Origin of the sequence: Thiobacillus denitrificans (assembly GCF_001530125.1) — a bacterium.
Lineage (GTDB): Bacteria > Pseudomonadota > Gammaproteobacteria > Burkholderiales > Thiobacillaceae > Thiobacillus > Thiobacillus denitrificans_C.
Genome location: NZ_LDUG01000017.1, coordinates 1 through 15,088, shown reverse-complemented (window position 1 = coordinate 15,088; position 15,088 = coordinate 1). Strand labels below are relative to the sequence as shown.

Below are 15,088 nucleotides of genomic sequence, written 5' to 3'. Positions count from 1 at the left end.
CTCAGGGAATATCGTGTCCGACCCTGAGGTTTCCCCCGGATTCCACTATTGAGACGGCCGGATCATGTTTTAATCCACGCAGGGCACTTCACGCTATCCTGCCTCGTCCAGCCTGTTGAGCCGTCTCAATAGCGCGCTGTTTTTAATGCTTATTGATTCGACACGCCTCGCTCCTGAATCGGAATGTGGCGCATCGATCCCAACCACCCATTCAAACTTCATCGTGCCGAATCGATAACGCCATGGACCTCATCAATCAACTCGTCCTCGCCGGCGCGGTTCTGCTGTTGCTGGCCATCCTCGCCAGCGCGCTCTCGTATCGCATCGGCATGCCGCTGCTGCTGGTGTTCCTGGCGGTCGGCATGCTGGCCGGGGAAGACGGCCCGGGCGGCATCCTGTTCAACGACAGCGGCATCGCCTACACCGTGGGCAGCGTGGCGCTCGCCATCATCCTGCTCGACGGCGGCCTCAACACCCGCTCCGACAGCTTTCGCGCCGGCCTGCGCCCGGCAACCGTGCTGGCCACGGTCGGCGTACTGATCACCTGCATCGTCACCGGCCTGTTCGCCGCCTGGATACTCGATTTCGGCCTGCTCGAAGGCATGCTGGTCGGCGCCGTGGTGGGTTCCACCGACGCAGCAGCAGTGTTCGCCCTGTTGCGCGCCAAGGGGCTAGCCCTGAAACAGCGGGTGTCGGCCACACTGGAAATCGAATCCGGCAGCAACGACCCGATGGCGGTGCTTCTCACCATCGTCCTCATCGAGCTGATTCTCTCCGGGCAGCGCACGCCTGGCTGGGAGACCCTGGGCCTGTTCGCCCAGCAAATGGGCATGGGCCTGGTCGCCGGCCTCGGCGGTGGGCGGCTGCTGGTGTGGCTGACCAACCGCCTGCCGCTGGAGCGCGGCATGTATCCCATGCTGGTTCTCGCCGGCGGCCTCGCGCTCTACAGCCTCACCACGGTATTGGGCGGCAGCGGCTTCCTGGCCGTCTACCTGATCGGCGTGGTGGTGGGCAATGGCGCCCCGCGCGAATCGTCCAACATCCTGCAGGTGCACAACGGTCTGGCCTGGCTGGCGCAGATCGGCATGTTCCTGATGCTGGGCCTGCTCGCCACCCCCAGCAGCCTGCTCGAACATGCGCCCGCCGCCCTGGCGATCGCGCTGGTGCTGATGTTCGTCGCGCGGCCGCTGGCGGTGGCGCTGTGCCTGCTGCCCTTCCATTTTCCGTGGCGCGAGCAGGCGTTCATCGCCTGGGTCGGACTGCGCGGCGCGGTGCCCCTCATCCTTGCGCTGTTCCCGCTGCTGGCCGGGGTGCCGGAGGCTGCACTGATCCTCGATGTCGCCTTCTTCGTGGTGCTGATCTCGCTGACCGTGCAGGGCTGGACGATCCCCGCCCTGGCCCGTCGCCTGCGGCTGCAGGTTCCGCCGGCGCCAACGCCGACCGAACGCTTCGATCTGGCGTCGGCCCCGGCCGGCGGCCATGCCTTTTTTGGCTACCGGCTGACGGCGGACGGGCCGTTCATCGGCCGCGCCGCCAGCGCGCTGCGCCTACCCGGCGAGGCGCGCCTGATGACCGTGTTGCGAAATGGCCTGGCGCTAATGCCTGAGTCAGCCGGCGAACTGGCGGCCGGGGATACGCTCTACGTCCTGGCGCACGAAGCGGACAACGCGGCGCTGGGCGATCTGCTGGCCGCGCCCCGTGCGCCCACTTATCTTGAAAAGCGTCAGTTCTACGGCGATTTCGTGTTGCGCGGCGACTCAGGCATGGCGAGTGTCGCGGCGCAGTACGGCCTGCCCTTGCCGCCGGAAATGTCAGACATGACCCTGGAGGCGTTTATCACCAGGAAGCTGCCCGGCATACCCGTGGTCGGCGACCGCGTCCGGCTGGGCAAACTGGAATTCGTGGTGCGCGCGATCATCGACGGCCGCATCAGGCAGGTCGGTCTGAGAATTCCCACCCATCTGGTGGACGCGCCCTGATATCGCAACATTAGCCAGCCGGGCATTGAGGCCGAATGCGCACCCGGCCTTGTCCATGGCTATAAAGCCGTCCATCATGGTTTTGGTTGAGCAGTCATCTATCACGATCGAATTGATGAATCACGCACAAAACGATGGCGCAGCCTTTTGACGAATTTGCCCTGCTCCTGGTCATCACCACCGTGCTGGGGGCGATCACGGTGCGGCTGCGCCAGCCGATTCTGATCGCCTACATCGTGGTGGGCATATTGCTCGGGCCAGCGGGGTTTTCTCTTGTTTCGGCGCACGACCAGATCGATCTGCTGGCGCAGATCGGCATCACCGTGCTGCTGTTCGTGGCGGGGCTGAAGCTCGACCTGCGCCACATCCGCCATATCGGCCCGGTCGCGCTCGCCACCGGGCTGGGGCAGCTCAGCTTCACCATCGTGTTCGGCTTCTTCATCATCCTCGCACTCGGCAAGGGCTGGCTGGAAGCGCTGTACGTGGCGGTGGCGCTGACCTTCTCCAGCACCATCATCATCGTCAAGCTACTGTCGGACAAGCGCGAACTCGACTCGCTGCATGGTCGTATCGCGGTCGGTTTCCTCGTCGTGCAGGACCTCGCCGTGGTGGTCGCGATGATGGTGATGAGCGGGCTCGGCGGCATGGGCGAGGAAGGGGTCAGCGGCATGACCCTGGCACTGACCCTGCTGGCGCGCCTGGGCGGCGCCGCGCTGCTGCTGTTCATCCTGATGCGCTATGTGCTACCGCGCATCGTCGACACCCTGGCGCGCTCGCAGGAACTGCTGCTGATCTTCGCCATCGCCTGGGGCACCGCGCTGGCAGCACTCGGCGAATTCGCCGGCTTCAGCAAGGAGGCCGGCGCCTTCATCGCCGGCTTCTCGCTCGCCTCCACCGCATATCGCGAAGCGATCAGCGCGCGCCTCACCAGCATCCGCGATTTCCTGCTGCTGTTCTTCTTCATCGACCTCGGCGCCAAGCTTGATTTTTCCACCCTCGGCGACGAGATCAGTTCCTCCATCGTGCTGTCGCTGTTCGTGCTGATTGGCAACCCACTGATCGTGATGGCGATCATGGGCTACATGGGTTACCGCAAGCGCACCGGCTTTCTCGCCGGGCTGACGGTGGCGCAGGTCTCCGAGTTCTCCATCATCTTCGTCGCCATGGGCATCAGCCTCGGCCACATCGGACCCAACACGCTGGGGCTGACCACCCTGGTCGGCCTCATCACCATCGCGCTGTCGTCCTATATGATCCTAAAAACCGCAGTTGACCGCTCATCACCTCAATGGAAGCCGCGTGAATACTGAGTTTTCCGCCTTCGGATGTGGCGTCCTCGCGCAATATGGGATGTGGCGTCCTCGCGCAATATGGGATGTGGCGTCCTCGCGCAATATGTTCGCGTTCACCTTTTGGGTGACACCGCTACGCACCATCGGGCGCGTCCAACTGCGGTTTCTAGGATGATTTTGTACTCGCACCATTTGTATGCCTGGCTGGCGCCCTGGATGGGCCTGTTCGAGCGCCGCCACCCCTTCCTCGAACTGGCGGTCGAACACACGCACGGCGACGGCGTACGCCCCGACGTGGCTATCTTCGGCCTCGGTCGCTATGGCAGCCGCCTGGCGCATTCGCTGCGTCAACAGGACATCCATGTGCTGGGCGTGGACTTCGATCCCGAGGTGGTGAGAGCGCAGCAGCGCCTCGGGCTGGATGCCCGCTTCGGTGACGGCGAGGCGCCGGATTACATCGAAACCATGCCGCTCAAGGACGTACCCTGGGTGGTCAGCACCCTGCCCGACCGGGCATCCAACCACGCCCTGCTCAATGCCCTGTCAGAACATCACCACAGCGGGCAGATTGCCATCGTGGCACGCGACGAGGCCGACGCCGCAAGCCTGCGCACCCTCGGCCGGGTCGAGATCATCCTGCCGTTCAACCAGGCCGCCGACTTTGCCGCGCTCGATCTCGCCGCATGCATTGCCACGTCCGAACTGACCCAAAACAAGGAGGCCTCATCGTGAGTTCATCCCTATCCCTGCTCGCCGCCACCGATTTTTCCGCCCCGGCGCGCCATGCGCTGGAACGCGCGGCGCAACTTGCCGCCGCCCATCCGGGCGCGCAGCTCACGCTGACCCATGTGATCAGCACCTCGATGCTGGCACGGCTGCGCGGGGTGATGCGCGACGAGGCGCCGGCGATGGAAACCCGTCTGGCTGACGAGACGGAACAGGCACTGACGGAACTGGCGGCCCGCCTCAGCACGCAGTACGCCTGCCCGGTCAACACCCGGCTGAGCCAGGGGTCGGCGCTGGATGCCATCAACGATCTCGCTGATGAACTGCAGTCGAACTTGCTGGTGATGGGCGCGCGCGGCGCGCATTTCGTTCGCGAGTTCCTGCTCGGTTCGACCACCGAACGCGTGCTGCGCAGGACCCGCCGCCCCATGCTCGCGGTCAAGCAGCGCCCGCAAGGCGCCTATCGGCGCGTGCTGGTGCCGGTCGACTTCTCGGTCCATGCCGTGGCGGCAGCGCAGACCGCGCACCGCTGGCTGCCCGACGCCGAGATCATCCTGCTGCACGCGTTCGAGGTCGATATCGAAGGCACCCTGCGCTTCGCCAGCATTGACGAGGAGAAAATCCATGCGTATCGCGTCCGCGCCCGCGAGGAAGCGCTCGACGCAATGGCGCAATTCGTCGACCTGTTATCCATTCCATCGGGACAGCTGACGCGCCTGGTCGTGCACGGCGCGCCGACCCTGCGCATCCTCGAACACGAACAGTCGCTCGACGCCGACCTCATCGTCATGGGCAAGCACGGCCAATCGATGCTGGAAGAACTGCTGCTCGGCAGCGTCACCAAACATATTCTGGCCTATTCCAGCAGCGACGTGCTCGTCGCCGGCCATCCTGCCTGAGCCTTTCCGCCATGCCCAACGAAGCCCTGACCCGCCGTAACCCGCACCTGTTCCGATACCTGCTGATCGGTTTTTTCACCGTTGCGCCGCTGTGGGTGACCTGGCTGGTGTTCGACTTCCTGTTCGGCCTGCTGGCCAGGGCCGGCGCGCCCTTCACCAAGGCCTTGGCGCGTTTACTGCGGCCCCTGTCCGACACGCTGGCGGCCTGGTTGCTGAATGCCGACGTGCAATACGCGCTTGCTGTCCTATTCACGCTGGTGTTGCTGGCGGCGGTGATCGCGCTGCTGGCAGGCGAGTAGGCGGCTTATGGCGCGTCCTGCGCGGGCACAGCGGCCTGCTGCAGCAGCCGCAGCGGTGGCGCGCTGCCGTCCTTGTCCTGGCCGGCGTACAGCGTGAGGTGCGGATAGGGAATCTCGATGCCGGCGGCGTCGAAGGCCTTCTTCAGGCGATACAGAAATGCGCGCCGGACCGTCCACTGTTCGAGCGGCATGACCTTGAAGCGGCAGCGGATGACCACTGCCGAATCCGCCCAATTGTCGACTCCGGCAATTTCGAGGTCCTCCACGATTTTCTCGCCCAGTTCGGGGTCGGTGCGCATCCCGGCGGCCACCTCGCGCATCACTGCATAAACCTCGTCGACGTTCTCGCGGTAGGCCACGCCGATGTCGAGCAGCGCGAAGGCAAAGCCGCGACTGCGGTTGGTGACGTTGTCGATGGTGCCGTTGGGAATGTAATGCACGCTGCCTTCGTAGTCGCGCAGGCGGATGTAGCGCAGCGTCATTTCCTCGACCAGCCCCCCCTTGCCGGCGACCTCCACCACGTCGCCCTGGCGCACCTGGTTTTCCAGCAACAGGAAGAAGCCGTTGAAGTAGTCCTTGACCAGGCTCTGCGCGCCGAAGCCGATGGCGATGCCGAGCACCCCGGCGGTGGCCAGGATCGGCGCGATGGAAATGCCGACCGCAGAGAGCATCAGCATGCCGCCGACCAGCGTGATGATCACCGCGGCGACATAGCGGAATACGCGTTCCAGCGTATCCAGCCGCTTGATCCGTTCGCGATCGCCGAGATCCTGCTGCATGTGTGTCCGCAGCCGCGCCAGCCCCTTGCGCGACAGCCGGAGCAGGACCCAGGTCAGCGCCAGAATGATCACGACATGGAGCGCGCTTTCCAGCAGCCACATCCAGTCGCCCAGGGCCTGTTTCAAGGTGGCCAGTATTTCCATTCACGATCTCCTTTGAGAGTGTTGGGTACGCAGGCAATAGCGATGCGCGATGCGCATCTTGCGAGGGTCTGCACGGCAGAAAACGACTGCGGCGGGGCGCGGTCCGGCTGTTTGATGGGAAACAGCGACGGCATCACACGGGGTAAGGCCTGAAATGCCAGCCTGTTATTAGCGTGCAAGTCTAATCCCATCGATGCGCCCTGCCAAATCAACTGCTAGGATGGGCATGCAATATAGATGACAACGAATGGAGACCACCATGACGACTCACTATCTACCTGCTTTTTTGCTGGCCTTGCTTGCAACATTTTCCGTGCACGCCCTGCTCGCCGCGGAACCGGCTGCGGCCGTCCAGATGGGCACCTACTATGGCGGCAAGGCCACCGAATATCCCGCCTGGTTCAAGGACAGTTTCCTGCACGTGAAGGAAGACATCGATGAGGCGCGCAAAAACGGCAAGCGCGTCATCCTGATGTTCACCCAGGACGGCTGCCCGTATTGCTCGGCGCTGGTGGAGCGCAACCTGTCGCAGCGCGAGATCGAGGCCACGATGAGGGAAAAGTTCGACGTCATCGCGGTCAACATCTGGGGCGACCGCGAGGTCGTCGGGCTGGACGGCAAGCCCTACACGGAAAAGACCTACAGCGCCGCGCTCAAAATCCAGTTCACCCCCAGTCTGATGTTCTTCGACGAAACCGGAAAAACCGTCCTGCGGCTCAATGGCTATGTGCCGCCGGCACGCCTGCAGGCCGCGCTCGACTGGGTCGGCGGACGCCAGGAAAACAAGATCGCCTTCCGCGATTTCGTCGCCGCGCGCGAGGTGCCCAAACAGGCCTCGGGCGAGATGATCAAGCAGGACTTCTTCCTGAAAAATGTGACTGACCTGCGGCGCCGCGGCAAAGCGGCCAGGCCGCTCGCCGTGTTCTTCGAGCAGAAGGACTGCCCCGACTGCGAAGTGCTGCATCGCCGCGTGCTGGCCGACCCGGAAACCCGCGAAGCCATCGCCGGGTTCGACAACGTGCAGCTCGACATGTGGTCGCGCGACCTGATCACGACGCCGGAAGGCAAACGCATGGCGGTGCGCGACTGGGTCCGTCAGCTCGGCGTCAACTACGCGCCCGGCATTGTCCTGTTCGACCGCACGGGCAAGGAAGCCATCCGCTGGGAATCGTCCTTCCGCGTGTTCCATACCCTGGGCATGTTCGACTACCTCGCGTCGGGCGAATACCTCAAGGAGCCCAGCTTCCAGCGCTTCCTCGCCGCCAAGACCGAGCACATCCGCGAAGCCGGGCTGGACGTGAACATCTGGCGCTACGCCGACGAACCAATCGCCACCCCCGCACAATAAACAATGCCGCCGTGATGCCGCGGCGTTCAAGCTGCACCGGGTCCAACCGGTCGCTGCACGGGCGCACCTGAAGTGGACACCCTGACAATCCTGGCCCTGGCCCTGGCGACGCCGCTGCTGGCGGCCGGCCTGCTGGGGATTCCGGCCAGCCGCGCGCCCGGCCTGCGGCTGGCGCCGTGGGCGGCCTTGCCCGCGCTGGCGCTGGCGATCATTGCGCCGGCCACGTACACGCTGGAACTGCCCTGGCTGCTGCTGGACAGCCGCCTCGGCCTGGATGCCACCGGCCGCCTGTTCCTGCCTTGCCTATCCGGTTGATTGCCAAAGTCACATGCCGCGACTGGATGTATTTGGAAGTAATGGCCAAAATACTTCTGCCGCTCGCCCTGAGCTTGTCGATGGGCGGTCTGGAGCACCGTTCATCGTTCGACAAGCTCTCACGAACGGGAACTTTGAACTGTTGGCAATGAAAACCGGATAGGCAAGGTTCCTGCTTTTCACCGCCCTGTTGTGGCTGACGGCCGGCGTCTATGCCCGGGGCTATCTGGCGGGCGACGTGCGCCGCCATGTGTTCACTGCTTTCTTCCTGATCACCCTGACCGGCAATCTGGGGATATGCCTGGCGCAGGACGCGGCCAGCTTCTATCTCGCCTTCGCCGTCATGACGTTCGCCAGCTATGGCCTGATGGTGCACGCGGGCGACGCCGAGGCGCGCCGGGCGGCACGGTCTATATCGTCATGGGGGTACTGGGTGAGACGCTGCTCCTCGCCGGTCTGCTGCTGTTGGCCGGCGCGGCGCAGACCCATTTCCTGCCGGAAATGCTGCTAGCGCCCGCATCCGACACGGCGGCACTGGCCTATGGCCTGCTGTTTCTCGGCTGCGGCGTCAAGGCCGGGGGGCCGCTGTTGCACATGTGGCTGCCGCTCGGCCCACCCGGTGGCGCCCACGCCGGCCAGCGCGGTTCTGTCTGACGCCATGATCAAGGCGGGTCTGCTCGGCTGGCTGCGCTTTCTGCCGCTGGGCGCGGCCGCCATGCCGGACCTCGGCGCGGCGATGCTGGGGATCGGCCTGTTCGCCGCTTTTTTGGCGTGGCAGCGGGGCTTGCCCAGACCCGGCCGAAGACGCTGCTGGCCTATTCCAGCATCAGCCAGATGGGCTTCATGACCCTGGCCGTGGGCGCCGGCCTGCTGGCGCCCGCGCTGTGGCCGCTGCTGCTGCCGGTGGTCGTGCTCTACGCCCTGCACCATGCGCTGGCCAAGGGCGCCCTGTTCCTCGGCGTGGGGGTGGCCGAGCGATGCGGTGCTTCGCGCCGGGTGATGCTCGGCCTCGCCCTGCCCGCGCTCGCGCTGGCAGGGCGGACTTGCCGGCGCCGTGGGCGGAGCGGCTCGAGGCGCGTCGCCATCCCGGCGGCCCCTTTCGAACATCGGCTTATAATCCGGCGCACCCAAACCATCGAAGCGTGCCATGGATTTCTTCCAGACCCTGATTCTCGCCCTGGTACAGGGCGTCACCGAATTCCTGCCCATTTCCAGTTCCGCCCACCTCATACTGGTGCCGGCGCTGACCGGCTGGGAGGATCAGGGGCTGGCGTTCGACGTGGCGGTGCATGGCGGCACCCTGCTGGCCGTCATCCTGTATTTCCGCGTCCAGCTGGCGCACATGGCCGTCGCCGGCGCGGGCTCACTGGCCGGCCGCTGGACGCCGGATGCCAAACTCGCCTGGGCGGTGGTGCTGGCCACCTTGCCGGTGGTAGTCGCCGGCCTGCTGTTCAAGGATCTGGTGGAAGGCCCCCTGCGCGGCCCGCTGGTCATCGCCACCACAACGATCACCTTCGGCCTGCTGCTGTGGTGGGCCGACGCCAGCGGCCGCAGAAACCGCGACGAGTATTCGGTGAGCTGGCGCGATGCGCTGCTGGTGGGGCTGGCGCAGGTACTCGCCCTGATACCCGGCACCTCGCGCGCCGGCATCACCATCACGGCCGCGCTGCTGCTCGGTCTCAACCGCGAGGCCGCCGCGCGCTTCTCCTTCCTGTTGTCGATTCCCACCCTGTTCGCCTCCGGCGTGCTGGTCACCCGCGACCTGCTGGAAGACAGCGCGTCGGTCGACTGGGGCGTGCTCCTGCTCGGTGCCGCCATTGCCGCCGTCAGCGCCTACCTGGGCATCCACTTCTTCATCCGCCTGCTGGCGCGCACCGGCATGCTGCCCTACGTCATCTACCGCCTGCTGCTGGGCACGGTGCTGTTTGTTTTGTTCTGGTAGGGTTCGGCGTCAGCGACCCAAAGCGGGCAACAGAATACGCTGCAGCGATGCACGCCATGATGCTGGCGTGACCGCTTCCACCAGGCAGCCGCCATATTCCCGTTTCAATGTCCTAGACTCAGTTCTGAAGTAAAAACGACCGTTGGCAGTTCATAGGATTTCGCACCGCAGGCCCATACAAATGGGGCCCCCCTCGGGCAGCGTGCGTCGAAGCCGATACAAAAAAAACCACTCGCGTGCTTTGTCATTCTGAAAGGAAACACCGAATGGCTTCGGTAGATCGGGACGTCGTGGCGCTGATGGATGATGTGCTGCACACAAAGCTTCTTGGCTATTTGCAGGCAAGGGGCTGGAAACTGCACCGGGCAGCCAATGCGGATGATTTGGCCGCTCTCGTCGAACAGCAGGACTTTCATGCAGGACTGCTGCAATTGCAGCGCGTCGGCAACTACAAGCTGTTTGATCTGGTGGGACGACAGCAGTCCCTGCAGTGGATTGCGCTGATGGATCATCCGTTTTGGAACCCCACATCGCAACACCGCAATTTTCTGGCGGGCGTCTATGATTTCCATACCCTGCCGGTCGACCAGGAACGACTCGCCATTTCCCTGGGGCACGCCTGGGGCAAGGGTCAGCTGCTCAAGCACCCGCCAGCCCGGACCGACAGCCTGGAACACCATGGCATAGTAGGAAACAGCCCGGCGATGCAGACCTTCTCCCAGGCGTTGCGCAAGGCCAGCAAGGTCGATGCGCCCGTGCTGATCGGCGGTGAAAGCGGCACCGGCAAGGAACTGGCCGCCCACGCCATCCACAACATGTCCGCCCGCAGCAGGAATGCCTTTGTGGCGGTCAACTGCGGCGCCCTGCCAACCCACCTCATTCAGAGCGAGCTGTTCGGCCACGAAAAAGGCGCGTTCACCGGTGCGTACCAGCGCAAGATCGGGCGCATGGAAGCCGCCCAGGGCGGCACCCTGTTTCTCGACGAAATTGCCGACCTGCCCCTCGACCTGCAAGCCAATCTTTTGCGCGTGCTGCAGGACAAGGTGATCGAGCGGCTGGGGTCGAGCCAGCCCATCCAGTTGGATATCCGGGTGATCGCCGCAACCCATATCAAGCTTCAGGAAGCGGTGGCCAAAGGCCATTTCAGGGAAGACCTGTATTACCGCCTCAACGTCATCAACCTCCAGATACCGCCCCTGCGCGACCGGCAGGGGGATGTGGAACTTCTGGCGCAGGCCCTGCTGGGCCAGTTATCAGGGGATAACGGCGGCAAGGTCAAAGGCTTCAGCCGACAAGCCCTGCGTGCGATGAACCAATATGCCTGGCCCGGCAATGTGCGGGAATTGATGAACCGCATCCGCCAGGGCGTGATCATGGCCGAGCATCCCTATCTGACCCCGGAGGATCTGGGGATGGAGCGGCGGGCATCGGACGCGGGACGGCCGACCCTCGATGACGCGCGCGCCAAGGCCGAGATCGACGCCATTCGCGCGGCATTGCGCCGCTGCCAGCACAACGTCTCCGAAGCGGCAAGGGAACTGGGCGTCTCACGTGCCACCTTGTATCGCCTGCTGGAGCGCTACGCGCTGTCCGGCCCCTACAAGGGCAAGACCACCCCGGAACGGTTGTCGTCGCCAGCAACGCCGGCCGCGAAGGCCGCTGTGGATAAACAAACCCAGCTGACCCAACCCAGCCATCCCGACGCACACTGAATGCGCCACGTTCGCCGATCAAGGTGCAAGTTTCAAAAAATCAACTAAACAGATTGAAATGAGTACAAGCGTTGTTTTTATTGATCACACGCTTCGTTGAATGCTGGCCATAAGGCCTGACCGGCCCAAAGCGTCGCGTCCATTCGATAGGGGGGATGAAGATGACAAAAAAGAGAACCTGGGTACGCGCCAGTCTGGTGGTGATGTTGGGTGCGCAAGCGGCCCATGCTCAAACAGTGCAACAGCCGCGCCTGGCTGCCGCCGCGCCCCAGCCAGATTTGGCCCAGTTGCGCCAGCAGGTCGCGGCGCAAGACCTCAAGCTGGCGCAACAACAGCGTCAGATAGACGAATCGCACCGACAGCTGGGCGCCATGCAAAAACAGCTGGAAGCCATGCAAAGTCAACTGGGGACCGCGCCGGCCAAGCCTGCCCAGGCGGTAAACGTGGCACCGTCACCAACCCGTGTCAGCCAGGTTGACGCGCGCCCCACCGACCAACCTGTCGGCCAGGCCCCCGCCCCGTCGGAGGACACCCGCCCCCCGGAAATCGCGCCCCTGTTCGAGGCGCCCGGCGTGCTCTCGCCGCGCGGCCGCTTCACCCTGGAACCTTCGCTGCAGTATTCGTATTCCTCCTCGGACCGGGTTTCCATCGTCGGCTACACCATCATCCCCGCCCTGGTCATCGGCCTGATCGACGTGCGATCGGTGCAGCGCACCACCGTCGTGGCCGGCCTGACCGCGCGCTACGGCCTGACCAACCGGCTGGAAGTCGAGGGGCGGATCCCGTATGTCTACCGCAATGACGACACCGTCAGCCGTCCGATCAATCTGGAACCCTCAAGTGCGTCCAGGGTATTCAACGCCGAGGGCTCCGGCCTGGGTGATATCGAACTGGCCGGCCGCTATCAAATCAACCTGCCGAAGCCCGGCAATCCCTATTTCGTCGGCGGCCTGCGCCTCAAGACCCGCACCGGCGAGGATCCGTTTGAGGTCGACTACCTTGCAGCCGCCCCGGGTCTGCCGACCTTGCAGACCTCGCTACCCACCGGCTCGGGCTTCTACTCGCTGCAACCCAGCCTGAGCATGATCTACCCCACCGACCCCGCGGTATTCTTCGGCGGCATCAACTACCAGTGGAACATCAAGCGCGACGTCAACAAGTCGCTTAAAGGGGTTCAAAGCAGCTTTGTCGGCGAGGTCGACCCCGGCGACGCGATCGGAATCAACTTCGGCATGGGCCTGGCGCTCAACGAGCGCAGTTCGTTCAGCATCGGTTACGAGCATATCTGGATCGGCAAGACCAAGACGGAGGGCACCGTGACCGAAGGCACCACCAACCTGCAGACCGCGAGTTTGCTGCTGGGCTATTCGTATCGTCTGAACAAGCGGGCGTCACTCAGCCTGTCGATCGGGGCCGGCCTGACGAATGATTCGCCCGACACCCAGTTCACCCTGCGGCTGCCTTACACGTTCTGAGTCCACGCTGCTTGAGCCTGCCCAAGGGGCGGGCTCAAGTGCTGCATCGCGCCGTTTTTTTCTCGCCCGCCCCGGCCACCATCAGTGAGGCAGCACAATCGGCATATTCAATACCTGCGCCAGACCGGCATTCAACGCGGCGGCCTGCGCCAGTGCCGCGTTGGACAAGGTGATATTGAGCGTGGTCATGTTCTGGATGACCTGGTTGTCCAGGCTGTTCTGAATGACCGTGACATGGTTGTAGGCCTGCAGAATCTGCGCCTGCGCGGCCTGGAGTGCCTGGTTCATCTGCTGGTTGACCTGCTGGCTCACCTGGGCAGGAAAGGCCACGCTGTTGCCGGCGCCATTCTGGATCAGCGTGACATAACTGCCCACATCCTGGCCCGGCACGCTGACGCTGGCAATCTGCGGCGGCGGGTTGGCCGGATTGCCGCCCGTCTCGCCAGAGGCGGGCGCGGCAACATCCGTCGTGACCGAGATCGTCTGCGGCGACAGGATCGCAGCAGCGATGTCCGGCACCACGATGCGGGTGCTGGTCAACAATTGCCCGTTCAGATAACTGACTTGCTCCAGGCTGAATGCCAGGGAAAGCAACTGCCCGCCGATATTCAGTTCGAAGCCGCCGCGCAACGCCGCCAGTTCCTGATTGCTGACAACGGGGTAGCCCTCGAAATCGCCCGATTCCAGGCCGGCACCCAACACGCCCTGCATCGGCGTCAGGGCCAGCAACGCACCCGCACACGCGGTCTGTAGTTTTGTAGCAATAGCCATGATTTTTCTCCAGACGCCTAGTAATCACTCGGCGAACGGCGCAGCAGGATTGCACTGGCCAGGCTATCCGTACCGAGGACGGCGCCTATGGGTGCTTTTTCACGGATTTTCCAATCCGCAGCACGGTTGAAAGCGACTTGTTCCTTGCGGCCGTTGATGACGAAAAGAATGCGGTTGATCCGCATCTTCTCGAATTGCGCGAGGGGAATGACGCGCGCGCCCATGGACGGGTCGGCGACCGCCATCTTGCCGTCCTGGATTCCCCGGACGACGACGAAATGGTTGTAGCCGTTATCGCGGATCAACACGATGGCGGGAACCCCCACCGATGCGAGTTTCTCCAGGGGCGCCATGTAGCCGTCCGCCGAATAACCAATGTCTTCCAGGTAATGCTTGATGTCGAGCAGTGAAAACCCTTCACGGCTGATCTTGGCCTGGTCGCCTTTTTCCCACATGGCCTTGAAAACGGTTTCTTCGTCGACGGGATGGTTGTACTGGTAGGTCAACAGGGTGGCCAGTGCGGCCGAGCCGCAGCTGTAGTCGAGCTGCTGGCGGATGGTGGTGGTAAAACGGCGCTCTTTCAGGCTGGCGACTTTCACGTTCAACAAGCCGCCCCCCATGTCGGGGATCATCACCTCCCCGGCCCTGGCCGTGAGCAAGGTGGCTGACAGGATGATCAGGAGCAGGCTGCCCGCGATGTTCATCGGTGGCCCCCTTTTTACTGCTGGAATTGCAGATTCAGAACGGTGGCGCTCTGAATCAGGACGTTGTTGCCCGAATTCTGGATGACCGTCGAAAAACCCGACATGCCCGCAAAAGAGCCGTCAGTCACGAAATTGCTGCCAGTAACGTTGGATACAGCTTCGTTGTTGTACAACTGGCCGTCCACCTCGTTGCTGTTGAAAACTGTTAGCCGTCCGCGCAACTGATCCAGTTGATCATCCGCCACGGCAGCCAAGCCGAACATCGATATATCCTGATCAGAAACAGACAGATCCGCGCCTTGACCGGCCCATACCGGCGCACCACTCATCAATAACAAGACCATGAAAAACAGGTTTTGACGCTTCATGATTCATTCTCCGCTGGTAACCCCCCGGAGCACAGGCTCCGGGGGTACAGCCACGGTTCTTACTGAACCGTCAGGTTGGCCTGCACGGTGATGCCCTGTTGAGTCAGGGAATTCATCCCGCTGTTCTGGCTGACGGTGATGATCCCCGCGCCATTCGACAGGCTGCCATCGATGGAGTTGGAAGCATCGAAGGTGCCGGCGTTGCCGCCAAGCGAGTCGCCGCCGTTGCCGCCCACGCCACCATTACCCGTCGTGGCAGATGCCATGGCGCTGCTGCTGGCGCTGCCGCCCAGCCCGCCATCGCCGCCATCGCCGCTGGCAGTTGCAGCACCGCC

General features: G+C 63.7%; 15 protein-coding genes and 2 pseudogenes. 12 read left to right on the top strand and 5 right to left on the bottom strand.

Going from position 1 to position 15,088, the window contains the following annotated elements; all coding sequences use genetic code 11:
- Window positions 1–242: 242 nt before the first annotated feature.
- The 5 genes from ABW22_RS04760 to ABW22_RS04740 all read left to right on the top strand — a co-directional run bounded on the left by ABW22_RS04760 (window position 243) and on the right by ABW22_RS04740 (window position 5,195).
- Window positions 243–1,979 (top strand): potassium/proton antiporter, encoded by a 1,737-nt coding sequence (locus tag ABW22_RS04760; RefSeq protein WP_059752496.1) that lies wholly within the window; start codon window positions 243–245, stop codon window positions 1,977–1,979.
- 134 nt (window positions 1,980–2,113) lie between these two features.
- Window positions 2,114–3,289: a cation:proton antiporter gene (locus ABW22_RS04755; protein WP_082708527.1), complete on the top strand. Its 1,176-nt coding sequence runs from the start codon at window positions 2,114–2,116 to the stop codon at window positions 3,287–3,289.
- A gap of 153 nt (window positions 3,290–3,442) precedes the next feature.
- Window positions 3,443–4,003, top strand: coding sequence for an NAD-binding protein (locus ABW22_RS04750; RefSeq protein ID WP_157648549.1), 561 nt, complete (start codon window positions 3,443–3,445; stop codon window positions 4,001–4,003).
- Window positions 4,000–4,896 carry a universal stress protein gene (locus ABW22_RS04745; RefSeq protein ID WP_059752491.1) on the top strand — a complete coding sequence of 299 codons (897 nt, stop codon included), beginning with the start codon at window positions 4,000–4,002 and terminating at the stop codon, window positions 4,894–4,896. Before ABW22_RS04750 ends, ABW22_RS04745 begins: the two co-directional genes overlap by 4 nt.
- Before the next feature lie 11 nt (window positions 4,897–4,907).
- A complete protein-coding gene (locus ABW22_RS04740) occupies window positions 4,908–5,195 on the top strand; it encodes a hypothetical protein (protein ID WP_059752489.1) in 288 nt (95 codons plus the stop codon).
- A gap of 5 nt (window positions 5,196–5,200) precedes the next feature.
- Here the strand turns inward: ABW22_RS04740 and ABW22_RS04735 are convergent, their stop codons facing one another.
- Window positions 5,201–6,118: a mechanosensitive ion channel family protein gene (locus tag ABW22_RS04735; RefSeq protein ID WP_059752485.1), complete on the bottom strand. Its 918-nt coding sequence runs from the start codon at window positions 6,116–6,118 to the stop codon at window positions 5,201–5,203.
- A gap of 259 nt (window positions 6,119–6,377) precedes the next feature.
- On the opposite strand from ABW22_RS04735, the gene ABW22_RS04730 reads away from it, so the two are divergent.
- The 7 genes and pseudogenes from ABW22_RS04730 to ABW22_RS04700 all read left to right on the top strand — a co-directional run bounded on the left by ABW22_RS04730 (window position 6,378) and on the right by ABW22_RS04700 (window position 12,910).
- The gene (locus ABW22_RS04730; protein WP_059752822.1) at window positions 6,378–7,466 is read left to right on the top strand and encodes a thioredoxin family protein; all 1,089 of its coding nucleotides are present in this window, start codon (window positions 6,378–6,380) and stop codon (window positions 7,464–7,466) included.
- A gap of 72 nt (window positions 7,467–7,538) precedes the next feature.
- On the top strand, window positions 7,539–7,781 hold the full coding sequence (locus ABW22_RS04725; protein WP_059752482.1) for a hypothetical protein: 243 nt from the start codon (window positions 7,539–7,541) through the stop codon (window positions 7,779–7,781).
- A 297-nt stretch (window positions 7,782–8,078) separates the two neighbouring features.
- On the top strand, window positions 8,079–8,435 hold the full coding sequence (locus ABW22_RS17820) for a proton-conducting transporter membrane subunit (RefSeq protein WP_269083895.1): 357 nt from the start codon (window positions 8,079–8,081) through the stop codon (window positions 8,433–8,435).
- Between the two features lie 117 nt (window positions 8,436–8,552).
- Window positions 8,553–8,753: pseudogene (locus ABW22_RS18410) on the top strand (proton-conducting transporter membrane subunit); the annotation flags it as partial.
- Window positions 8,754–8,928: 175 nt separating this feature from the next.
- Complete coding sequence (locus ABW22_RS04710) at window positions 8,929–9,723, top strand: undecaprenyl-diphosphate phosphatase (RefSeq protein ID WP_059752474.1); 795 nt, start codon at window positions 8,929–8,931, stop codon at window positions 9,721–9,723.
- Window positions 9,724–9,989: 266 nt separating this feature from the next.
- Entirely contained in the window at window positions 9,990–11,435 is a 1,446-nt protein-coding gene (locus ABW22_RS04705) for a sigma-54 dependent transcriptional regulator (protein WP_088178749.1), read from the top strand.
- 155 nt (window positions 11,436–11,590) lie between these two features.
- A complete protein-coding gene (locus ABW22_RS04700) occupies window positions 11,591–12,910 on the top strand; it encodes a transporter (RefSeq protein WP_082708521.1) in 1,320 nt (439 codons plus the stop codon).
- A gap of 81 nt (window positions 12,911–12,991) precedes the next feature.
- Here ABW22_RS04700 and ABW22_RS04695 read toward each other — a convergent pair whose 3' ends face one another.
- The 4 genes and pseudogenes from ABW22_RS04695 to ABW22_RS04680 form a co-directional block, all read right to left on the bottom strand.
- Window positions 12,992–13,681, bottom strand: a complete 690-nt coding sequence (locus tag ABW22_RS04695) for a hypothetical protein (RefSeq protein ID WP_157648548.1) — start codon at window positions 13,679–13,681, stop codon at window positions 12,992–12,994.
- Window positions 13,682–13,698: 17 nt separating this feature from the next.
- Complete coding sequence (locus ABW22_RS04690; protein ID WP_059752465.1) at window positions 13,699–14,385, bottom strand: C39 family peptidase; 687 nt, start codon at window positions 14,383–14,385, stop codon at window positions 13,699–13,701.
- A gap of 14 nt (window positions 14,386–14,399) precedes the next feature.
- On the bottom strand, window positions 14,400–14,753 hold the full coding sequence (locus tag ABW22_RS04685) for a hypothetical protein (protein WP_202813914.1): 354 nt from the start codon (window positions 14,751–14,753) through the stop codon (window positions 14,400–14,402).
- A gap of 59 nt (window positions 14,754–14,812) precedes the next feature.
- Window positions 14,813–15,088, bottom strand: a pseudogene (locus ABW22_RS04680) (hypothetical protein); the annotation flags it as partial.